We start from the raw sequence: 20,134 nt of genomic DNA on the forward strand, positions 1-20,134 counted from the left end.
GGTGCACCTGGGGCGCGGTCGGCCGTGATGTCGGGTGCCGGTCGGCCGGTCATGGTGCGATCTCTTCCACGCCCGAGAGCATGGCGGAGGGGCCCTCCGCGGGCCATAAGCAGTTGTGCGTATCTTGCGCGCCGCGCGCGAGCGCAGGAGCGCCGCGGCTAGCCGAGGAAGCTCGACGCCTCCGCGTACGCGATGTCGGGGAACGCCTCGGCCGTGCCCGCGTGCGTGAGATGACCCGCGACGCTCGAGACGGCCGGCAGCAGCGCCGGGTTCGCGGCGACGGCCGCCTTCCAGCCGTGCGAGGCGATCTGCACCACGTAGGGCAGCGTCGCGTTCGTCAGGGCGCTGGTCGACGTCGAGGCGAAGCCGCCCGGCATGTTCGCGACGCAGTAGAACGTCGAGTTCTCGACCCGGTAGGTGGGGTCGTCGTGGGTGGTCGGGTGCGAGTCCTCGAAGCAGCCGCCCTGGTCGATGGCGATGTCGACGAGCACCGAGCCCGGCTTCATGCGGCTCACGAGGTCGTGCGAGACGAGCTTCGGCGCCTTCTTGCCGGGCAGCAGCACCGCGCCGATCACGAGGTCGGCCTCGAGCACGCTCCGCTCGATCTCGAACGCGTTCGAGACGACGGTGGTGACCTTGCCGGCGTAGACCTCGTCGATGTGGCGGAGACGGGGAATGGAGAGGTCGAGGATCGTGACGTCGGCTCCTGCCGCGTAGGCCTGCCCGAGAGCGTTCGCCCCGGCCTGACCCGCCCCGATGATCGTCACCTTCGCCGGCCGCACCCCGGGCACGCCGCCCAGCAGCACGCCGCGGCCGCCATGGGCACCCATCAGGTGGTAGCTGCCGACCATGACCGACATGCGGCCGGCGACCTCGCTCATCGGGGCGAGCAGCGGCAGCGTGCCGTCGGGCAGTTGCACTGTCTCGTAGGCGATCGACGTGGTGCCGGAGGCGACGAGCGCCTCGGTGAGGGCGCGGTCGGCGGCGATGTGCAGGTAGGTGAAGAGCAGCAGGTCGGGGCGGAGATAGTGGTATTCGCTCGCGATCGGCTCTTTCACCTTGACGACCATCTCGGCGGCCCAGGCAGAGTCGACGTCGACCATCTCGGCCCCGGCGGCGACGTAGTCGGCGTCGGGGAACGCCGCGCCCTCGCCGGCGCCGTGCTGGATGCGCACGGTGTGCCCGCGGCCGACCAGCTCGAAGACGCCCGACGGGGTCAGGCCGACGCGGTTCTCGTGGTTCTTGGTCTCAGTGGGGACGCCGATGATCATGCGGCCCATGCTGGCGCGGATTTGTTTCAGGTGCATGTCTGACGAAGACAATTCGTCTGTCGGGCGAAAGTCGATAGATTGTGCGGCAGGATCGGGCGCATCGCCCGCATCGACGAATGACGTTCGGCCCCTTCCGGCCGGGCGGCGGAGCCCCGGGAGTGACGATGGTGGAACGTGTGTCGGATCCTGCGCTCGACCGGATCGACGAGCACATCGTCTGGGAGCTCACGCGCGACGCCCGGCTGAGCAACAAGGAGCTCGCCGACCGGGTCGGCGTCGCCCCCTCGACCTGCCTCGTGCGGGTGCGGGCGCTGCAGGAGGCCGGCGTGATCCGGTCGTTCCACGCCCACCCCGACTGGGGCGCGCTCGGGCTCTCGGTCGAGGCGATCGTCGCCGTGCGGCTGCGCGCCCAGGCGCGCGGCGAGATCGAGACGTTCGCGCAGCGGGTGATCGAGCTGCCGAACGTGCTCAACGTGTTCTTCCTCGGCGGGGCCGACGACTTCTTCATCCACGTCGCGTGCGCGTCGACGGCGCAGCTGCGGGACTTCGTGGCGCAGCAGCTGTCGATGGACACCTCGGTCGCCATGACCCAGACGAACATCGTCTTCGACCACCTGTCCGGCGTCGAGCACATGGGGCGCGGCACCGGTTGGGCCGCCGCGCGCGGGGAGTCGCCCGCTCGGCCGGGGCTCGCGCCCCGCCGATAATCGTTGATCCCCGTCGGACCCAGAATGTGCCATTCTGGATTCGAGCAGAGCTTCGGCTGTCGCCTCCACGACACTCGCCATCCATGACGAAGCCCCGGGTCCGTGAGAACGGAATACCGGGGCCTCTCGACAGTGATCGGGGAACGTGATTCAGCGGTCCGTCCGACCTTGCCCGCCCAGTCTATCGGAGAGGCGACCCTGATGAGCGGCGCGTGGTTCGACGCGTGGGTGAGCGGGCCACGATTCGCACGTTACCTCGAGGCTGCGAACGGCGACCGACACCGCGCGCGCCGTCTCTATGACTGGAACACCGAGCTGTCATCTGCCTTCCTGCACGATTTCGCGCACCTCGAGGTCGGCCTGCGCAATTCCTTCGACCGGGCCCTCACTCGAGGCGCCGTGGCCGACGACGACCACTGGACTCGACCTTCGAGTCTCGTGCGACTCTTTCCGTCTGCGGTCTCATCGCGGTCCGGGAGGAGTCCGCAGCGTGATCCTCAGGCTGTGACGCGCCGGAAGGTCGAGGAGGCGGCACTCCGGGCGGGGCGAGGCGACCGGGTCGCCCTGCCGGGGCGCGTCGTCGCCGAACTGAGCTTCGGCTTCTGGACGCAGCTCACGAGCGACCGCCACGAGAAGTCCCTGTGGGTGCCCTACCTTCACCGTGCGTACCCCGCCGGCACGAGTCGGCACGCCGTCCGCGATGCTCTCGAGGAGCTTCGGGTCGTGCGCAATCGCATCGCCCATCATGAGCATCTCCTCCGGGGCGGCGAACTGCATCGGCGACGCCTTCTCGACCAGGTCCGCCGGCTCTCCGAAGGAGCTGCAGTCGATCTGGTCGAACGGAGTCGCGTAGCGGAGATCCTGACGCGACGACCATGATGGGCGGGTGCCGCGACCGCCGATAGGATCGGCGCATGTTCGTCGACGAGCCCGAAGCAGTCCTCCGTCAGTACCAGAGCAGCCAGCAGGATCCGTCCGACTTCGACGAGTTCTGGGCCGAGACCCTGCGCGACACGAGGCAGCACGACCTCGACGTGCGCCTGTCGCCGGTCGACACGGGGCTCGCCACCGTCGACGTCTACGACGTGACCTTTGCCGGCTACCGCGGCCAGCCCGTCAAGGCCTGGCTGCGCGTGCCCCGAGGCGCGACCGGGCCGTTGCCGGCGATCGTGCAGTTCCAGGGTTACGGCGGCGGTCGCGCACGGGCCATCGACGACCTCCTGTGGGCCAGCGCCGGCTACGCGCACCTGCTCATGGACACCCGCGGGCAGGGCTCCGCCTGGGGTGGGGGAGACACCGAAGACCCGTCAGGATCGGGGCCCGCCGCCCCCGGCTTCATGACGCGGGGCATCGACAGCCGCGAGACGTACTACTACCGGCGCGTCTACACCGACGCCGTGCGCGCCGTCGAGGCCGCGCGATCGCTCGACGTCGTCGACGCCTCGCGGGTCGTCGCGCTCGGCGGCAGCCAGGGTGGCGGCATCACTCTGGCCGTCGCCGGCCTCGTGCCCGACCTGCGCGCGGCGTTCCCGCGTGTGCCGTTCCTCTGCGACTTCCCGCGCGCCACGGTCATCACCGACCGCGACCCGTACCGCGAGATCGGCCGCTACCTCGCCGTGCATCGCGACGCGACCGCACGGGTGCACGACGTGCTCGCCTACTTCGACGGCGTCAACTTCGCGCGCCGCGCGGCAGCACCAGCCTGGTTCACCACCGCCCTCATGGACGGCACCTGCCCGCCGTCGACCGTCTTCGGCGCCTTCAACGCGTACGCCGGGCCCAAGGAGATCACCGTGTGGCCGTACAACGACCACGAGGGCGGGCAGACGTACGACGACGAGGCGGTGCTGCGGCTCCTGCCGTCCGTCGTCGGCTGATCGCGGCCGTAGCCGAACCCTTTCGGGGGATCGCCGGCGTGCGGCGCGGTGCGTACCGTGAGGGCATGACGTCGACGGGAGAGCAGCTCGACGCGGTCGGCTCTCGGATCCTGCGCCGCGTCGGTGTGGCCGCAGTCGTCGCGGGCGCCCTGAGCCTGGTGGCCGCGCTGCTCACCGGCTGGCTGCTGCACGCGCTCTCCGTCACTCCCGTCACCCCGCTCGTCGAGGCGGGCGGCTACGCGCTCAACGCCCTGCCGCTGTGCATCGTGGTGTCGATCGTGCTGGCGATCGTCGCGGGTGCCCGAGGGGGCAGGGGTCGGCGGCTCGGGCTGATCGCCGGACTGCTGACCCTCGCCACGATCCCGGCCGTGTGTCTCGTCTCGTCGATCCCCGCCGCCGGCAGCTGACCGCCGTCGGCTGGTCGCCGACCGTCAGGCGCGGCGCCGGCGACGGGCACGGAGCACCGCGGCGACGATCCGCCACAGCGCGATCGCACGAACCCCGGCTGCCTCATGCTCGATGGTAGGCGTGGAGTGACGTCTCACGCGAAGAGTGACGTCACGGCGTCACTCCTCGCGTGAAGCGCCACTCCTCACGGCGCGACGGCTCTTTCGCGCGAGGGGCGGCCGCGTTAGCCTCACGCGTGAGGGGAGCGACCATGGGGACTCGGCGCGCACGCATCACGACAGGGGCGACGGCCGCGATGGCCGCCTCCGCGCTGATCGCCATAACGGCGTGCACAGGATCGCCCACGCCGCACCCGTCACCCACCTCGACGCCGCACACCCTGCCGGCCTCCGCCTGGCCCGGCACGACGACCTGTGACTCGAGCGGCGTCTCGGCGGTCGTCGAGGGGAGCTCGAAGCCCGTCTATCTCCTGGGTTGCGCCGGGGGCCTCGTGACGCACGGCACGCCCCGGAAGGTCACGATCCATCGCGGCCAGTGGATCTACCTGGCGGCGGGCTCCACCGGGCCCTTCACCGGAGGCATCACGTCGTCGCGCTCGACCGTCGCCCGGGTGTCGGGCAACGTGCTGCGAGGCGGTGTCACGGGCACCGCCGACATTCGCGCGCGGTCGGGCGTCGACTGCGACACGCGGACGGCGCCGACCGCGGCGAGCGCGTGCGTGCTCCTGCGCGTCGTCGTGACCGGCTGAGCGACGCCGCCGCGCCCGCCCGCGCCCTACCGGCCGCCCCGCACCGCGCAGTACGCTCGACACATGTCGATGACCGTCCTGCTCGAGATCACCCTGAAGCCCGACGCCGAGGGCGCCGACGACATCATCCGCGAGACGCTGGCGCAGACCGCCGCGTTCGACGGCCAGGAGAGCCTCGAGGTGCTCGTCGACGACGACGACCCGAACAAGATCGTCGTCGTGGAGATCTGGGAGTCGACGGCGCATCACGCCGCGTACGACGCGTGGCGCAAGACCCCTGAGGGCGCGTCGAAGCTCGGCACGATCACGGCCGAGCGAAACAAGCGCGTCTTCTCGCACACGATCGCCCTGTAACCCGGCGACACGCCGGTCGCGCGGGGGCATCATGTCTGCCCCCGTACTGGTGTCTTTTGTCGGACAACTGCCCGACATACAGTGGTGGCAACCAACCAGTCACCGCGGCCAGCTGTCTTATGGATCAGGTCAGCGTTCGACGCTGCGGTGACAACCGAACCAACCACTCGGAGAACACCATGAGCTCGATCGCTCCTGCCCTGCTGCGCCCGATTCGCCGTCAGAGCTACCGTGCCGCCGTCGGCAGCCCGGTGAACTCCGTGCCGCGCCCCTACGACGCCCCGCAGGCGCATGCGCCGGGTGAGAATCCCGACCGCGTGCTCGTCTTCGGCAACGGCCCCGCCGTGGGCTGGGGTGTCATCACGCAGGAGCTCGCGCTCCCCGGCCAACTGGCGAGAGCCCTGGCCGCTCGCACCGGCCGCGGATGCGACGTCGACCTCCTCGCCGACACCGCGTGGGACATGGAGTCGTCGACCGAGCACCTCGTCGGGCGCGACCTCGCCGGGTACGACGCCGTCGTGGTCGTCATCGGCCAGAGCGACGCCTACCGGTTCCTGCCCGAGAGGCGCTGGACCGCCGCCCTGGTCTCACTCCTCGACCACCTCGAGGCCTCCACCAGCCCCGCGACAGGCATCACGGTGATGGGCATCTCGCCGCTGTCGGCGGTGCCTCCGTTCCACAGTCGGCCCGGCGGCTCCAGCGATCGCTGGGCTCAGCGCCTCAACGAGCTGTCGCTGGCCATCTGCGAGGGTCGCCCGCGAGCCCACTTCGTCGACGCGCCGGCCGCCGTCGGGCCGCTGCCCGGCCAGGTGCTGCCGTCGCGCGACGACCACCGCTACCGCTCGCCGCAGCGCTTCTTCGAGTGGGCGAAGACGATCGCCGCTCACGTGGCGCCCTACCTCGACGCGCAGAGCGCCGAGGATCGCCCGGCCCGCGTCGCCCGCAACCGGCCCCAGTCTCCCGAGCGCCGCCGCGCCGCGCTCTGGGAGCTGCGCCTCGTCGACACCCCGCGCGAGAAGCGGTTCGACGACATCGTCCGCCGCGCCCAGCAGATGTTCGGCACCCTCGGCGCCGCGTTCTCGGTCATCGACGAGAACCGCCAGTGGAACAAGTCGATCGTCGGCTACGACGTCACCGAGGGGCTCCTGCGGAACTCGTTCTGCAACACGACGATCCAGCACGCGGGCCCGTTCGTCGTCGGCGACGCACGGTGCGACGAGCGCTTCGAGGAGATGGACACGCCGGTGCGCTTCTACGCCGGCTATCCGGTGGAGGCGGGGGACGGCACCCGGATCGGGGCGCTCTGCGTCTTCGACGAGCAGCCTCGCGATCCTGCGACCGTCGACCTGTCGCTGCTTCGCGACTTCGCCCTCGCGATCCAGAAGGAGCTGTCGGCGGTCACGGCGTGACTCTCGATCTCGAGGCACCGGGGCGCAGGGCTGTCGCGCCGCGGGCCACAATGGACACCATGACCACGCGCGTCTGCTTCCAGCTCCAGGTCGATCCGTCTCGTCTCGACGAGTACCGCGAGCGGCACGCTCCCGTCTGGCCGCGCATGCTGCGCGAGATCGAGGCTTCCGGGCGCCGCAACTACTCGATCTTCCTGCGGCCTGACGGGCTGCTCATCGGCTACTACGAGACCGACGACCCGATCGCGGGCGACCGCTACCTCGCAGGCTCGCAGATCGCCGCCGAGTGGGAGGAGCACATGGGCGACATCTTCGAGAACCTCGGCGGCCGGGCCGATCAGGTCGCGGTCGAGCTGCAGGAGGTCTTCCACCTCGAGGACCAGCTGGCGGCCCTCGGCGACTAGACCGCCCGTCGTGCGCCCGTCCTGCCCCGTGCGAGCCCCCCTCTTCGCGACAAAACGCGACACCTGCGACGCCCGGGAGCGTCGCAGGTGTCGCGTTTTGTCGTCCGCAGGGCATGGCGGAGATCTGCGGGAGCCCCGCTAGCCCTCGAAAGGCCAGAAGGCCCGCACCTCGACGCGCCCGAAGCGGGCCATCGGGTGGGCGGCCGCGATCTCGAGCGCCTCGTCGAGGGTCTCGACGTCGATGAGGTCGAAGCCGGCGACCGTCTCGCGAGACTCGGTGAACGGCCCGTCGGTGACGACGGTCTCGCCGTCGCGCACCCGCACGGTCTTCGCCTCGGCGGGCGGGCGGAGCCGGTCGCCGTCGGAGTGCACGCCGCGCTTCTCGAGGTCGGCGATCCACTCCTCGATGTTGTCCTGGGCCGGGTCGTACTCGGGGGCGGTGGGGTCGTCGCAGATGAACAGCATGTAGCGCATGATGGTTCCTTCCTGGTGGGATTGCGGACGCGTGGACGGGTCAGTTGTTGTGGACGAGTCGGCGCACCTCGACGGGCGCGAACCGCGCCTCGACGAAGCGGGCGGCGATGTCGAGGGCGCGCTGCTCGGTGGCGACGTCGACCTGGTAGTAGCCGCCGGTGATCTCGCGGCCCTCCGTGTACGGGCCGTCGACGATCGTCACGGCCCCGGACTCGTCGGTGCGGACCTGCTTGGCGGTCGGCACCTCGAGCTCGTCGGTCTCGACGAACTCGCCCGAGGCCATGAGCTCGGCGATCACCGCCTCGTGCACCCGCGTGTACTCGGCCATGAGATCGGCCGGGATGCTCTCGATCGTCGCGGCCTCATTGTGGATCAGGATCAGGTACTTCATCGTGGTTCCTCCTTCTCGTGGGGTGACGTCGTGTCGTTCAGCGGCATGATCGCGGAGGGCGGAGGCGCGCCGCCCCCGGGGTCCAGCTCCTCGGCCCGCCGCAGCAGCACGGCCCGCTCGCGCTCGTTGACCGACAGCGACGCGGCCGTCCGAAAGGCGCGGGCCGCAGGAGCCGCGTGCCCGAGCCGCTCGAGCAGGTCGCCCTGCACGGCGTGGAGCGGAGCGTAGTCGTCCAGTCGGCCGCCTCGGGCGATGGCGTCGACCAGGCGCAGGGCGGTGGCCGGGCCCGTGGAGCGTGAGACGGCGACGGCGCGGTTGAGCGCCACCACGGGCGAGGGACGCAGGTTGAGCAGGGCGTCGTAGAGCACCACGACCTCGGTCCAGTCGGTGTCGGCCGGCTCCTGCGCCCTGGCATGGCACGCGGCGATCGCCGCCTGCAGTGCGTACGGGCCCCGGCCCCGCGAGTCGATCAGCGAGTCGGCGAGGTCGAGCGAGCCGAGGCCTCGGGCGATGGCGGCGGCGTCCCACAGCGATCTGTCCTGGTCGTCGAGCAGGATCGCGTCACCCTCCGCGTCGACCCGCGCCTCGAACCGCGACGCCTGCAGCTCCATGAGCGCGACGAGCGCGTGCGTCTCGGCGTCGCGGGGCACGAGTCGGGCGACGAGCGTCCCGAGCCGGATCGCCTCCCGCGCGAGGTCGGCGCGCACCCACGTGTCGCCCGAGGTGGCGGCGTAGCCCTCGGTGAAGACGAGGTAGATCACCTCGAGCACGTCGGCGAGGCGTGTGTCGAACTCGCCGGCCGAGGGCGTCTCGAACGGCACCTTCGCCGCTCGCAGGGTCTTCTTCGCGCGGACCACGCGCTGCTGCACCGTCGCGACCGGCACGACGAACGCCCGCGCGATCTCCTCGCTCTGAAGGCCTGCGACGACGCGAAGCGTGAGCGCGATGCGGGCCTCACGGCCGAGCACAGGGTGGCACGCCACGAAGATCAGGCGCAGCACGTCGTCGTCGACTCCTCCGTCGACCAGGGCGGCAGGATCCGAGACCGTCCCGAACCCCGGCTCCCTCGCGATCAGCTCGTACCTCGTGGCGAGCGCATCGCCGCGCCGGAACAGGTCGATCGCCCGCCGCCGCCCCACCGTCGTGAGCCACGCGGCCGGGTTCTCGGGGATTCCGTCGCGGGGCCACTGCTCGAGCGCCTGGGCGACGGCCTCCTGGGCGAGGTCTTCGGCGAGCGGCACGTCGCGCGTCAGATGCGCGAGGGCGGCCACGATTCGGGCCGATTGGGCCCGCCACGTCGTCGCGACCGCGTCGCGCGCGGCGTCGGCCACCGCGCCACCCTGCTCGTCGGCCATGACGGCTCCTCCCTGTGCGAGCCTCGCGGCCCCGGGCCCGGGCGGGCCCTCACACAAGCGTCGAACGCCATCGTGGCAGATCGACACTCCTCCCGAACTTTTTCCTGTGCCTCCCAAAAACGACTCCGCACACGTGATTTCGCGTGCGGAGAGTCGTTTTTGCGAGGGGTAAGAGGGGCTAGGCGGGCACGGTGCTCGCGCGCACGACGAGCTCGGGCTGGTACACGACGTGGCGCGGCTCGAGCGGCGCCTCGACCGACGACTCGGCCAGCAGGATCTCGAGCCCCGTCCGGCCGATGAGGCGCGCCGGCTGACGCACGCTCGACAGAGGCACCACGGTCGACTGCGCGAACGCGATGTCGTCGTAGCCGATGATCGCGATGTCGGCGGGCACGCGGACCCCCTGCAGGATCCCGAGGCCCTGCAGCATCCCGACCGCCACGAGGTCGTTCGCGCAGAACACCGCATCCGGTCGCGAGGCCTCGGGCCGCCCGGCGAGCGCCTCGCCGACGGCGCGCCCCTCGAGAACCGTCAGGGCCGCCGTGGGGATCACCTCGAGCGTCGCCCCGGCCGCGGCGACCGCCTCCCGGGCGCCCGAGAGTCGGTCGGACACCTGACGGATGCTGTGGGGGCCCCCGACGAACGCGAGGCGTCGGCGGCCGGTGTCGAGGAGGTGGCCTGCCGCGATCCTGCCGCCGGAGACGTCGTCGACCGAGACGGACGAGAACGGGGAGCCGGGGGCCGCGCGGTCGACGAGCACCGACGGGATGCCCCGCTCGCGCAGCTGCCGCAGGCGCGCGACGCTGTCGCCGAGCGGCGACAGCAGCACGCCCGAGACGCGCTGCTTCTCGAACAGGTCGAGGTAGCCGGACTCGCGCGTGCGGTCGCCGCCGGAGTTGCCGAGGAGCACCGAGAGGCCGTCGTCGGCGGCGCGGTCTTCCGCGCCGCGGGCCAGGTCGGAGAAGAAGGGGTTGCCGGCGTCGAGCACGATGAGCCCGAAGTTGAGGCTGCGCCCGGCCCGGAGCTGGCGGGCGGCGTCGTTGCGGACGAAGCCGAGCCGGTCGATGGCGTCGTGGACGCGGGCGAGCGCCTGCTCGGAGACCTTGTCGGGCCGGTTGAGCACGTTCGACACGGTGCCGACGGAGACCCCGGCGAGCGCGGCCACGTCGCGAACGCTCACGCTCGACATGCACGCCTCCCAGGGGCCGGAATCGTCTCATTATGCCTTGACGTCTCCGCTCGACCGCGAGTACCGTGACTTGAAACGATTCACAATGCTGTGAGAACGGACCATCATGACCACTTTCGCCGACATCGCGCCCGCCCTGGAGCGGCAGGCAATCGAGCTTCCCAGCTGGGCCTTCGGCAACTCCGGCACCAGGTTCAAGGTGTTCACCACCCCGGGCACGCCGCGCACCCCCGAAGAGAAGATCGCCGATGCGGCGAAGGTCAACGAGTACACGGCGCTCGCACCGACCGTCGCGCTCCACATCCCGTGGGACATGGTCGACGACTTCGCCGCTTTGTCGCGCTTCGCCGAAGACCACAACGTGAAGCTCGGCACGGTCAACTCGAACACCTTCCAGGACGACGTCTACAAGTTCGGCAGCCTGGCGCACTCCGACCCAGCGGTGCGCCGGAAGGCGATCGACCACCACCTGAAGTGCCTCGAGATCATGACCGAGATCGGGTCGCGCGACCTCAAGATCTGGCTCGCCGACGGCACCAACTACCCGGGGCAGGACGACCTGCGGGCCCGCCAGGACCACCTCGCGGAGTCGCTCCAGGAGATCTACTCGCAGGTCTCCGAGACGCAGCGTCTCGTTCTCGAGTACAAGTTCTTCGAGCCGGCGTTCTATCACACCGACGTTCCCGACTGGGGCACGAGCTTCGCGCAGGTCTCGGCACTCGGCGATCGCGCCTACACCTGCCTCGACACCGGTCACCACGCGCCCGGGACGAACATCGAGTTCATCGTGATGCAGCTCCTGCGCCTCGGGAAGCTCGGCTCGTTCGACTTCAACTCGCGCTTCTACGCCGACGACGACCTCATCGTCGGCGCCGCCGACCCGTTCCAGCTGTTCCGCATCATCGTCGAGGTGATCCGCGGCGGCGGCCTCGAGGTCGACTCGCCCGTTCAGTTCATGCTCGACCAGTGCCACAACGTCGAGGACAAGATCCCCGGCCAGATCCGCTCGGTGCTCAACGTGCAGGAGATGACCGCCCGCGCGCTCCTCGTCGACCGGCCGGCTCTCACCGCCGCCCAGGAGGCCCACGATGTGCTCGGCGCGAACGGGATCCTCATGGACGCCTTCTACACCGACGTCCGCCCGGCCCTCGCGTCGTGGCGTGAGGAGCGGGGACTTCCCGCCGACCCGATGGCCGCCTACCTGGCCTCGGGCAACCAGAGCAAGATCGCCGCCGAGCGTGTCGGCGGCACGCAGCTGAGCTGGAGCGCATAGACACCGATGAGCACGACCACCACGACGACCACCGCGGCCGACGACCTGATCGCGAGGTCGAACCGGTTGGGGCAGGATCCCGCGAACACCAACTACGCGGGCGGCAACACCTCCGCGAAGGGCACCGCGACCGACCCGGTGACGGGTGAGCCGGTCGAGCTGCTGTGGGTGAAGGGCTCCGGCGGCGACCTCGGCACTCTCACGCCGAAGGGACTCGCCGTGCTGCGGCTCGACCGGCTCCGCGCCCTCGCGAACGTCTATCCGGGCGTCGACCGCGAGGACGAGATGGTCGCCGCCTTCGACTACACGCTCTTCGGCACCGGCGGCGCGGCGCCCTCGATCGACACGGCGATGCACGGCCTCGTCGACGCGGCGCACGTCGACCACCTGCACCCCGACTCCGGCATCGCGATCGCGACCGCGGCCGACGGCGAGGCGCTCACGGCGACCATCTTCGGCGACAAGGTCGTCTGGGTTCCGTGGCGCCGACCGGGCTGGCAGCTGGGGCAGGACATCGCCGACATCAAGGCGGCGCACCCCGACGCGATCGGAACGATCCTCGGCGGCCACGGCATCACGGCGTGGGGCGACACCTCCGACGAGGCCGAGCAGAACTCGCTCTGGATCATCCGCACCGCCGCCGACTACATCGCCGAGCACGGGTCGGCCGAGCCGTTCGGCGCCGCCCGCGAGGGCTTCGGCCCGCTTCCCGAGGCTGACCGTCGCGCGCGGGCGGCTGCCCTGGCACCGGTGCTGCGCGGCCTCGTGTCGACCGACGGCGTGAAGGTGGGGCACTTCTCGGACGACAGCAGGATCCTTGAGTTCCTCGCCTCCGAGTCGCTCGACCGGCTGGCCGCCCTCGGCACCTCCTGCCCCGACCACTTCCTGCGCACGAAGGTCAAGCCGATGGTGCTCGACCTCCCGCCGACGGCGTCGGTCGAGGAGTCCGTCGCGCGGCTGCATGAGCTGCACGAGCAGTATCGCGCCGACTATGCGGCGTACTACGAGCGGTATGCGACGCCGGAGTCGCCGGCGATGCGGGGGGCTGATCCTGCGATCGTGCTGATCCCGGGCGTCGGGATGTTCTCGTACGGGGCGGACAAGCAGACGGCGCGGGTCGCGGGGGAGTTCTACCTCAACGCGATCAACGTCATGCGCGGCGCCGAGGCGATCTCGACGTACTCGCCGATCGACGAGTCGGAGAAGTTCCGCATCGAGTACTGGGCGCTCGAGGAGGCGAAGCTCGCGCGTCGACCTGCGCCTGCGCCGCTCGCTGGTCGTATCGCCCTGGTGACCGGTGCCGCGAGCGGCATCGGCAAGGCCATCGCCACGCGCCTGGCGAAGGAGGGCGCGTGCGTGGTGATCGCCGACCTCGACGCGTCGAAGGCGCAGGAGGCGGCAGCGTCGCTCGGCTCGACCGACGTCGCCGTCGGCATTGCCGCGAACGTCACGAGCGCCACCGAGATCCAGGCGGCGATCGACGAGACCCTGCTCGCCTTCGGCGGACTCGACCTCGTGGTCAATAACGCCGGGCTCTCGCTGTCGAAGTCGCTGCTCGAGACCACCGAGGCCGACTGGGACCTCCAGCACAACGTCATGGCGAAGGGCTCGTTCCTCGTCTCGCGAGCAGCAGCGAAGGTCCTCATCGACCAGCAGCTCGGCGGCGACATCGTCTACATCTCGTCGAAGAACTCCGTCTTCGCCGGCCCGAACAACATCGCCTACTCGGCGACGAAGGCCGACCAGGCGCACCAGGTGCGGCTGCTCGCGGCCGAGCTCGGCGAGCACGGGATCCGCGTGAACGGCATCAACCCCGACGGCGTCGTCCGCGGCTCCGGCATCTTCGCCGGCGGCTGGGGTGCGAAGCGCGCGGCGGTCTACGGCGTGCCGGAGGAGAAGCTCGGCGAGTACTACGCCCAGCGCACCCTGCTCAAGCGCGAGGTGCTGCCCGAGAACGTCGCCAACGCCGTGTTCGTGCTCGTCGGCAGCGACCTGTCGCACACGACCGGGCTGCACATCCCCGTCGACGCGGGCGTCGCGGCCGCGTTCCTGCGCTAGGGGCGGCGCATGGGGAGCAGCGCCACGGGCGGTCACGTGACGGGCGGCAGCGTCGCCGCCGTCGACCTGGGGGCGACGAGCGGTCGCGTGATCCTGGGCCAGGTGGGGCCCTCGACGCTGCGCCTTCAGCACGTCGCGCGATTCCCGAACCGTCCCGTCGCGGTGCCCGAGGCGGGCGGCGTCGAGGGGCTGCACTGGGACATCCTCGGGCTGTGGCAGGCGATCGGCGACGGTCTCGCCGCCGCCGGGCGCGCCACGGGCGACCTGGCGTCGATCGGCGTCGACTCGTGGGCCGTCGACTACGGGCTGCTGCGGCAGGGGCGGCTGGTGGGGCTGCCGTACCACTACCGCGACGAGCGGACGGCGGGCGGCGGCGCCGGAGCCGGCGTCTCGCTCTCGAGCCTCACCGAGACCGATCTCTACGCCAGAACCGGGATCGCCAACCTCCCCTTCAACACGGTCTTCCAGCTCGCCGCCGACCGCGCCGCCGGCACCCTCGACCTCGCCGACCGCGCGCTGCTCGTCCCCGACCTCATCGGGCGGTGGCTGACCGGCGTGGACGCCACCGAGCTCACCAACGCGTCGACGACGGGCATGCTCGCAGCGGGGGAGGAGGCCTGGGACGCCGAGATCCTCGCCGCGGCGGGGGTGCGGGCGGGTCTCTTTGCGCCGTTCGTGCCGCCCGGTGAGGCGGTCGGCGGGCTGCTGCGACCCCTGGCCTCGCGCGTGGGGCGCGACGTTCCGGTGACCGCGGTGGGATCGCACGACACCGCGTCGGCCGTGGTCGGCGCGCCGCTGCTCGACGACGAGTCGGCGTACCTGTCGAGCGGCACGTGGTCGCTGCTCGGCCTCGAGCTCGACCGGCCGATCGTGTCGGAGGAGGCGCGGCTCGCCGGGTTCACGAACGAGGGCGGTGTCGACTCCCGGGTGCGGTTCTTGAAGAACATCTCGGGGCTGTGGCTGCTGTCGGAGTCGATACGCGCGTGGGACGCCCAAGACGCGGGCGGCGGCGACGCGACCCGGACCGACGCCACTCGCTCGTCCGACCTGGCGTCGCTGCTCGCCGCCGCCGCCGACGTCACCGCCGAGGTGCCCGTCTTCGACGCCGCGGACGACTCGTTCACGGCGCCCGGCGACATGCCCGCGCGCATCGCCGCGTGGTGCACCTCGCACGGGCTGAGGGCGCCCGAGTCGCGCCCCGAGTTCGTGCGCAGCATCCTGGAGTCGCTCGCCGCCGCCTACGCCGCCGCCCTCGACGAGGCCTCACGGCTCTCAGGGCGCAGGATCCGCACGCTCCACGTGGTCGGAGGCGGCTCGCAGAACGACCTGCTCTGCCGCCTCACCGCGGACCGCACCGGATGCACAGTGCTGGTCGGCCCCGTCGAGGCCACGGCGATCGGCAACGTGCTCGTCCAGGCGAGGGCCGCGGGGCTCGTGCCGCGCTCCTCGTCGCTGGAGTCGCTGCGGGCACTGGTGCGCTCGGCGTACCCGCCGCGCCGGTACGAGCCGTCGCCGGCTGCCGCGCGCGCCTGACCGCGCCTGCGCGCCAGTTCTCGGCGCGACAAAACGCGACACCTGCGACGTGCTAGAGCGTCGCAGGTGTCGCGTTTTGTCGCGTGTGCGTGCCGCTACGCGCGGGGGCGCGGCGCCAGACGCTCCAGCTGGGTGACGTGCGCCGGCGTGAGCTCCTCGAGCGAGTGCGCGCCGAGGAGCTTCATCGTGCGGACGATCTGATCCTGCAGGATCGCGATCATGCGGTCGACGCCCGCGCGCCCCCCTGCCATCAGCCCGTACAGGTAGGCGCGGCCGACGAGCGTGAACGAGGCGCCGAGCGCGATGGACGCGACGATGTCGGCGCCGTTCATGATGCCGGTGTCGACGATCACGTCGACGTCGCCGCCGACCTCGCGAACGACGGACGGCAGCAGGTGGAACGGGATCGGAGCACGGTCGAGCTGCCGGCCGCCGTGGTTCGACAGCACGATGCCGTCGACGCCCAGGTCGGCGAACTTCTTCGCGTCGTCGACGCTCTGCACGCCCTTGATCGCGAGCTTGCCCGGCCACATCTCACGGATGATCTTGAGGTCGTCGAAGCTGATCGTCGGGTCCATTGCGGCGTCCAGGAGCTCGCCAACGGTGCCCCCGGTCGACGACAGCGAGGCGAACTCGAGCTTCGGGGTGGTGAGGAAGTCGATCCACCACCACGGCCGCGGAAGCGCGTTGATGACGGTCGAGGGCGTCAGCTGCGGCGGGATCGAGAAGCCGTTGCGCTTGTCGCGGAGCCGGGCGCCGGCGACGGGGGTGTCGACCGTGAACAGCAGGGTCTCGAATCCTGCGGCCGCCGCCCTCTCGACGAGTCCGTAGGAGATCTCGCGCTGGCGCATCACGTAGAGCTGGAACCAGTTGCGCCCGTTCGGGTTCTCGGCCTTGACGCCCTCGATCGAGGTCGTGCCGAGGGTCGAGAGCGAGAACGGGATTCCGGCGGCGGCGGCAGCACCCGCGCCCGCGATCTCGCCCTCGGTCTGCATGAGGCGCGTGAATCCGGTCGGGGCGATGCCGAACGGCAGGGTCGAGGTCGCCCCGAAGACGGTCGCCGTGGTGTCGACGTTCGCCACGTCGCGCAGCACCTGCGGGTGGAACTCGACGTCGCGGAACGCCTGCCGCGCCCGCTGGATCGAGATCTCGTTCTCGGCCGAGCCGTCGGTGTAGTCGAACGCGGCCTTGGGGGTGCGACGCTTGGCGATCGACCGCAGGTCTTCGATGGTGAGGGCGGCGTCGAGGCGCCGCTTCTTGCCGTCGAGCTCGGGCTTCTTGAACTGGAGGTACTCGAAGATGTCCTGGGGCTTGGGGAGCTGGCGCTGCGTCATCGCATTCCTTCTGTGTGGGTCGGCCGGGGCTGGTCGGCCCGGCTGGTCGAGTTCGGTGGCCGGTGTCTGGGCGGCCTGAGGGTCAGGGTCGTGGTCGGTGGTGCTCGGCGAGCGTCGCCCGGTCGACGTGGTCGAGCAGGCGGTCGCGGGAGGTCTCGATGTGCTCGCGCACGAGCCGTGCGGCCTCGTCGGGCGTTCCTGAGACGACGGCGCGCAGGATCAGCGAGTGCTGCCCGGCGATATCGCTCGGCGGCCACAGCGAGTTCGCGTCGACCTGCCCGATGCACAGCTCGATCTCGCCCATCAGCGCGTCGTGCATGCGGGTGAGCCGAGGGCTGCCCGCGGCACTGACGAGGGCGCGGTGGAACGCGATGTCGTCGGCCGCGAACGGGGCCTCGTCGGGAGCCAACTCGAGGGCGCGGTTGTGCGCCACCGCCGCGGGCGGGACGGCGCCGGTGCGCGCGAGAGACGCGAGAGCGGCGGATTCGACCAGGGCGCGCGAGTCGTACAGGTCGACGATGTCGGCGCGGCTCAGCACGGGCACTCGGGCGCCGCGATTCGCCTCGCGGCGGAGGAGCCCCGCGGCCACGAGCTGGTCGATCGCCAGCCGGGCGGTGGGTCGTGACACCTCGAACCGGGCGCTCACGGAGGCCTCGGTCACGGCCTCGCCGGGCAGGATCCGGGCCGAGACCACCTCGGAGCGCAGCGCTGCCGCCACTGCGGCGGGCACTCGGGCGACCTCGTTGTTCTCGACCATGATTGCCTGCCAATCTAGCAGATTGCCAGGCAATCGGTCACCTCCGGACTCGTCCCCGCCCGGTTTCGCGACCGATCCCGGTCGCGAGCCGCTAAGTGCCGGTAACGGGTGTGACTGGGGCGGCGATTCGGTCGCGAATTCGCGCCAGGGGCTACAGGCGAGCGGCGTCGTAGGCCCGCGACGGTATCTGCGTCGCCAGCTTCCCGCCCGACACGTCGATGAGGGCCCCGGTGATGTACGACGCCTGATCGCTCGCCAGGTAGGTGATGAGGTCGGCCACGTCGTCGGGGGTCTCCCAGCGGCGGAGGGTGAGTGTGTCGAGGAGTCGACCCTGTGCATCCGGCGCCATCTCGGCGAAGCCGTTCATCGCGGTCGGGATCATGCCCGGCGCGTACGCGTTGACGGTGACGCCCCACGGCCCGAGCTCGCCGGCGAGCACGCGCGTGAGCTGAACGACAGCGGCCTTGGACGCGGCGTAGGCGGCGCTGCCGATGCTGGGCACGATCGCGGCAAACGAGGCGGCGTTGATGATGCGGCCGGACTTCTGCCGCTTCATGATCGGCGCGACGGCCTGACTCATCAAGAAGACGCCGCCGACGTTCACGTCGAAGCACTTCTGCCAGCGTGCGAAGTCGAGGTCGTCGATCAGCCCCTCGACGTTGATGCCGGCGTTGTTGACCAGCACGTCGATGCGGCCGAAGCGATCGTCGATCGCGGCGACGGCCGAGGCCACCGACGACGGGTCGCTGACGTCGCAGTCGAGGCGCAGGATCCGATCGCCGACCGGCACCCCGTCGCCCGTCGCGGCGCCGCCACTCGTTCCCTCCTCGCCGAACGCCAGATCGAGCGCGACGACCCGCGCACCCTCGCCCGCGAATCGCGAGACCAGGCCGGCGCCGATTCCGCGCCCGCCGCCGGTGATGACGACCACGCGGTCGGTCAGATCGATGTGCACCGTCGCACTCCTCCCGGGCGGAGCCCGATTAGTCATACTATTGGGGTCAGCCTACCCGTGCGGGGCGGCGGGAGGAAGGTGCGATGAGCGAGGTCAGGGCGGTTGGCGGTCCTGCGGCGGAGGGCGGCGCGGGGGCGCCCGGCGACGAGAGGGTCGTGTGGGTCACGGGCGCAGGCTCGGGCATGGGGCGGGCCAGCGCCCTCGCGGCGGCCCGCGCCGGCTGGCGCGTCGCACTCATGGGCCGCCGCGAGGGCAGGCTCGAGGGCGTGGCCGGCGAGATCGAGGCGGCGGGCGGCGCTGCGCTCGTGGTGCCGGGCGACACGGCGGTGACGGGTGACGTCGAGGTGGCACGCGATCGGATCCTGCGCACCTGGGGCCGAATCGACGCCGTGGTCGCGGCCGCCGGGCTCAACGCGAAGCGTCGCGCCTTCGCCGACCAGACGATGGCCGGCTTCGACGAGGTCGTCGCGACGAACCTCGGCGGAACGATGCGGGCGATCGACGCGGCGCTCCCGTCGCTGCGCGAGCGCGGCGGCACGGTCGTCGTGATCTCGTCGTACTCGGCGTGGTCGTTCGTGCCGTACTCCGGCGTCGCCTACAGCGCCTCGAAGACCGCGCTCGGGGCGATGACGCGCATGCTCAACGCGCAGGAGGCGGGGCACGGCATCCGCGCGACGCACCTGTGCCCGGGCGACGTGGCCACCGAGTTCCTCGAACTCCGGCCGAGTGTGCCCGACGAGGCGGCGCGCGCCGTCATGCTCACGCCCGACGACATCGGCCGCACCGTGCAGTTCGTGCTCGACTCGCCGCCCCACGTGCGCATCGACGAGCTCGTCGTGTCGCCGCTGTCGCAGGTGTGAGCGGCGCCGGCGTGAGCGCCCACGGCAACCCCGTAGGAGCCGACGTCGGCGGCCGCGCCTTCGCGCGCGTCCTCGAGACGGTCGGCCCCCGCATCGTGAGAGGCGCCCTCCCCGCCGGCACCGTCACCACGGTCGACGCCCTCGTCGCCGAGACCGGCGCCTCGCGCAGCATCGTCCGAGAGGCCACCCGCGTGCTCGTGTCGCTCGGCCTGCTGAGCGCCGGGCGCCGCGTGGGGCTCCGCGTGCTGCCGGCGACCGACTGGAACGTGCTCGACCCCGCCGTCATCGCATGGCGCCTCGACTCACCCGACCGCCCGCGGCAGCTCGACGAGCTGCGGCAGCTCCGCGCCGCCGTCGAGCCCGAGGCCGCGCGTCTCGCCGCGCTCCGACGCACCGACACCGAGGCCGATCAGGTCGCAGGAGCAGCCCGAGACCTCGAAGCATCCGACCCCGCCGGGTACCTCGACGCCGACCGGCGACTGCACGCCCTCGTCCTGGCCGCGTCGGGCAACGGCCTGTTCGCCCGGCTCACGGCCGTCGTCGACGCGGCGCTCGAGGATCGGGCCCTGCGAGAGCGCCCGGCCCTCGCCGCCGACCCGTACGACGTGGCGCTGCACGTCGCGGTCGCCGCCGCCGTCGTGGCGCGCGACGCCGACGCGGCGGCTCGTCTCATGCGCGAGATCGTCGACCGCACCGCCTGACGGCGCCTCGCACAGAGAACCGCCCTCCGGCGGACGAACCGCCGCGCGCGGAGGTTCGTCCGCCGGAGGGCGGTTC

The 20,134-nt window shown here is 71.4% G+C and carries 20 protein-coding genes; 12 read left to right on the forward strand and 8 right to left on the reverse strand.

Translation table 11 applies throughout. The features are described 5' to 3' along the window. Positions 1–158: 158 nt before the first annotated feature. Positions 159–1,271 carry an alanine dehydrogenase gene (ald, locus tag C8E83_RS18490; RefSeq protein ID WP_121372006.1) on the reverse strand — a complete coding sequence of 371 codons (1,113 nt, stop codon included), beginning with the start codon at positions 1,269–1,271 and terminating at the stop codon, positions 159–161. A 116-nt stretch (positions 1,272–1,387) separates the two neighbouring features. On the opposite strand from ald, the gene C8E83_RS18495 reads away from it, so the two are divergent. The 7 genes from C8E83_RS18495 (at position 1,388) to C8E83_RS18530 (ending at position 7,178) form a co-directional block, all read left to right on the forward strand. Next, on the forward strand, positions 1,388–1,978 hold the full coding sequence (locus C8E83_RS18495; RefSeq protein WP_245981826.1) for an Lrp/AsnC family transcriptional regulator: 591 nt from the start codon (positions 1,388–1,390) through the stop codon (positions 1,976–1,978). Positions 1,979–2,892: 914 nt separating this feature from the next. Next, positions 2,893–3,855 carry an acetylxylan esterase gene (locus C8E83_RS18505; protein WP_121371540.1) on the forward strand — a complete coding sequence of 321 codons (963 nt, stop codon included), beginning with the start codon at positions 2,893–2,895 and terminating at the stop codon, positions 3,853–3,855. Between the two features lie 65 nt (positions 3,856–3,920). After that, positions 3,921–4,262 carry a hypothetical protein gene (locus C8E83_RS18510; RefSeq protein ID WP_121371541.1) on the forward strand — a complete coding sequence of 114 codons (342 nt, stop codon included), beginning with the start codon at positions 3,921–3,923 and terminating at the stop codon, positions 4,260–4,262. Between the two features lie 251 nt (positions 4,263–4,513). Next, positions 4,514–5,011: a hypothetical protein gene (locus tag C8E83_RS18515; protein WP_147430249.1), complete on the forward strand. Its 498-nt coding sequence runs from the start codon at positions 4,514–4,516 to the stop codon at positions 5,009–5,011. A gap of 63 nt (positions 5,012–5,074) precedes the next feature. Further along, positions 5,075–5,365 carry a putative quinol monooxygenase gene (locus tag C8E83_RS18520; RefSeq protein ID WP_121371543.1) on the forward strand — a complete coding sequence of 97 codons (291 nt, stop codon included), beginning with the start codon at positions 5,075–5,077 and terminating at the stop codon, positions 5,363–5,365. A gap of 179 nt (positions 5,366–5,544) precedes the next feature. Beyond that, entirely contained in the window at positions 5,545–6,774 is a 1,230-nt protein-coding gene (locus C8E83_RS18525; protein WP_170160012.1) for a GAF domain-containing protein, read from the forward strand. A 59-nt stretch (positions 6,775–6,833) separates the two neighbouring features. Beyond that, positions 6,834–7,178 (forward strand): L-rhamnose mutarotase, encoded by a 345-nt coding sequence (locus tag C8E83_RS18530; RefSeq protein ID WP_245981829.1) that lies wholly within the window; start codon positions 6,834–6,836, stop codon positions 7,176–7,178. A 138-nt stretch (positions 7,179–7,316) separates the two neighbouring features. Here the strand turns inward: C8E83_RS18530 and C8E83_RS18535 are convergent, their stop codons facing one another. The 4 genes from C8E83_RS18535 to C8E83_RS18550 form a co-directional block, all read right to left on the reverse strand. Continuing rightward, entirely contained in the window at positions 7,317–7,652 is a 336-nt protein-coding gene (locus tag C8E83_RS18535; protein ID WP_121371546.1) for a YciI family protein, read from the reverse strand. A gap of 40 nt (positions 7,653–7,692) precedes the next feature. Beyond that, positions 7,693–8,043 (reverse strand): YciI family protein, encoded by a 351-nt coding sequence (locus C8E83_RS18540; RefSeq protein ID WP_121371547.1) that lies wholly within the window; start codon positions 8,041–8,043, stop codon positions 7,693–7,695. Then, a complete protein-coding gene (locus tag C8E83_RS18545; RefSeq protein WP_121371548.1) occupies positions 8,040–9,398 on the reverse strand; it encodes an RNA polymerase sigma factor in 1,359 nt (452 codons plus the stop codon). Before C8E83_RS18545 ends, C8E83_RS18540 begins: the two co-directional genes overlap by 4 nt. A gap of 178 nt (positions 9,399–9,576) precedes the next feature. Beyond that, positions 9,577–10,587 (reverse strand): LacI family DNA-binding transcriptional regulator, encoded by a 1,011-nt coding sequence (locus tag C8E83_RS18550; protein WP_121371549.1) that lies wholly within the window; start codon positions 10,585–10,587, stop codon positions 9,577–9,579. A gap of 106 nt (positions 10,588–10,693) precedes the next feature. Between C8E83_RS18550 and rhaI the strand changes: the two genes are divergently transcribed. Genes rhaI through C8E83_RS18565 form a run of 3 tightly spaced genes read left to right on the forward strand, consistent with a single transcriptional unit; the run spans position 10,694 to position 15,451 of the window. Continuing rightward, positions 10,694–11,860, forward strand: a complete 1,167-nt coding sequence (gene rhaI, locus C8E83_RS18555) for an L-rhamnose isomerase (RefSeq protein WP_121371550.1) — start codon at positions 10,694–10,696, stop codon at positions 11,858–11,860. Between the two features lie 6 nt (positions 11,861–11,866). Then, positions 11,867–13,918 carry a bifunctional aldolase/short-chain dehydrogenase gene (locus tag C8E83_RS18560; RefSeq protein ID WP_121371551.1) on the forward strand — a complete coding sequence of 684 codons (2,052 nt, stop codon included), beginning with the start codon at positions 11,867–11,869 and terminating at the stop codon, positions 13,916–13,918. Between the two features lie 9 nt (positions 13,919–13,927). Continuing rightward, the gene (locus tag C8E83_RS18565; RefSeq protein WP_121371552.1) at positions 13,928–15,451 is read left to right on the forward strand and encodes a rhamnulokinase; all 1,524 of its coding nucleotides are present in this window, start codon (positions 13,928–13,930) and stop codon (positions 15,449–15,451) included. 95 nt (positions 15,452–15,546) lie between these two features. Here the strand turns inward: C8E83_RS18565 and C8E83_RS18570 are convergent, their stop codons facing one another. From C8E83_RS18570 to C8E83_RS18580, 3 genes are all read right to left on the reverse strand, one after another. Further along, positions 15,547–16,785 carry an alpha-hydroxy acid oxidase gene (locus tag C8E83_RS18570; RefSeq protein ID WP_121371553.1) on the reverse strand — a complete coding sequence of 413 codons (1,239 nt, stop codon included), beginning with the start codon at positions 16,783–16,785 and terminating at the stop codon, positions 15,547–15,549. An 82-nt stretch (positions 16,786–16,867) separates the two neighbouring features. Beyond that, positions 16,868–17,542 (reverse strand): GntR family transcriptional regulator, encoded by a 675-nt coding sequence (locus C8E83_RS18575; protein WP_121371554.1) that lies wholly within the window; start codon positions 17,540–17,542, stop codon positions 16,868–16,870. Between the two features lie 151 nt (positions 17,543–17,693). Beyond that, positions 17,694–18,497, reverse strand: coding sequence for an SDR family NAD(P)-dependent oxidoreductase (locus tag C8E83_RS18580; protein ID WP_121371555.1), 804 nt, complete (start codon positions 18,495–18,497; stop codon positions 17,694–17,696). Between the two features lie 83 nt (positions 18,498–18,580). On the opposite strand from C8E83_RS18580, the gene C8E83_RS18585 reads away from it, so the two are divergent. Next, the gene (locus C8E83_RS18585) at positions 18,581–19,357 is read left to right on the forward strand and encodes an SDR family oxidoreductase (protein ID WP_121371556.1); all 777 of its coding nucleotides are present in this window, start codon (positions 18,581–18,583) and stop codon (positions 19,355–19,357) included. Between the two features lie 11 nt (positions 19,358–19,368). Next, the gene (locus C8E83_RS18590; protein WP_121372008.1) at positions 19,369–20,058 is read left to right on the forward strand and encodes a FadR/GntR family transcriptional regulator; all 690 of its coding nucleotides are present in this window, start codon (positions 19,369–19,371) and stop codon (positions 20,056–20,058) included. The last annotated feature ends 76 nt before the right edge of the window (positions 20,059–20,134 follow it).

Origin of the sequence: Frondihabitans australicus (genome assembly GCF_003634555.1) — a bacterium.
Taxonomy (GTDB): domain Bacteria; phylum Actinomycetota; class Actinomycetes; order Actinomycetales; family Microbacteriaceae; genus Frondihabitans; species Frondihabitans australicus.

Excerpts from the sequence above, each read along its gene's own strand:
- C8E83_RS18535 (WP_121371546.1), bottom strand. The coding sequence starts at position 7,652 with ATGCGCTACATGCTGTTCATCTGCGACGACCCCACCGCCCCCGAGTAC.
- rhaI (WP_121371550.1), top strand. The coding sequence starts at position 10,694 with ATGACCACTTTCGCCGACATCGCGCCCGCCCTGGAGCGGCAGGCAATC.
- C8E83_RS18570 (WP_121371553.1), bottom strand. The coding sequence starts at position 16,785 with ATGACGCAGCGCCAGCTCCCCAAGCCCCAGGACATCTTCGAGTACCTC.
- C8E83_RS18495 (WP_245981826.1), top strand. The coding sequence starts at position 1,388 with ATGACGTTCGGCCCCTTCCGGCCGGGCGGCGGAGCCCCGGGAGTGACG.
- C8E83_RS18525 (WP_170160012.1), top strand. The coding sequence starts at position 5,545 with ATGAGCTCGATCGCTCCTGCCCTGCTGCGCCCGATTCGCCGTCAGAGC.
- C8E83_RS18550 (WP_121371549.1), bottom strand. The coding sequence starts at position 10,587 with ATGTCGAGCGTGAGCGTTCGCGACGTGGCCGCGCTCGCCGGGGTCTCC.
- C8E83_RS18575 (WP_121371554.1), bottom strand. The coding sequence starts at position 17,542 with ATGGTCGAGAACAACGAGGTCGCCCGAGTGCCCGCCGCAGTGGCGGCA.
- ald (WP_121372006.1), bottom strand. The coding sequence starts at position 1,271 with ATGATCATCGGCGTCCCCACTGAGACCAAGAACCACGAGAACCGCGTC.
- C8E83_RS18530 (WP_245981829.1), top strand. The coding sequence starts at position 6,834 with ATGACCACGCGCGTCTGCTTCCAGCTCCAGGTCGATCCGTCTCGTCTC.
- C8E83_RS18560 (WP_121371551.1), top strand. The coding sequence starts at position 11,867 with ATGAGCACGACCACCACGACGACCACCGCGGCCGACGACCTGATCGCG.
- C8E83_RS18585 (WP_121371556.1), top strand. The coding sequence starts at position 18,581 with ATGAGCGAGGTCAGGGCGGTTGGCGGTCCTGCGGCGGAGGGCGGCGCG.
- C8E83_RS18545 (WP_121371548.1), bottom strand. The coding sequence starts at position 9,398 with ATGGCCGACGAGCAGGGTGGCGCGGTGGCCGACGCCGCGCGCGACGCG.
- C8E83_RS18565 (WP_121371552.1), top strand. The coding sequence starts at position 13,928 with ATGGGGAGCAGCGCCACGGGCGGTCACGTGACGGGCGGCAGCGTCGCC.
- C8E83_RS18515 (WP_147430249.1), top strand. The coding sequence starts at position 4,514 with ATGGGGACTCGGCGCGCACGCATCACGACAGGGGCGACGGCCGCGATG.
- C8E83_RS18540 (WP_121371547.1), bottom strand. The coding sequence starts at position 8,043 with ATGAAGTACCTGATCCTGATCCACAATGAGGCCGCGACGATCGAGAGC.
- C8E83_RS18505 (WP_121371540.1), top strand. The coding sequence starts at position 2,893 with ATGTTCGTCGACGAGCCCGAAGCAGTCCTCCGTCAGTACCAGAGCAGC.
- C8E83_RS18510 (WP_121371541.1), top strand. The coding sequence starts at position 3,921 with ATGACGTCGACGGGAGAGCAGCTCGACGCGGTCGGCTCTCGGATCCTG.
- C8E83_RS18520 (WP_121371543.1), top strand. The coding sequence starts at position 5,075 with ATGTCGATGACCGTCCTGCTCGAGATCACCCTGAAGCCCGACGCCGAG.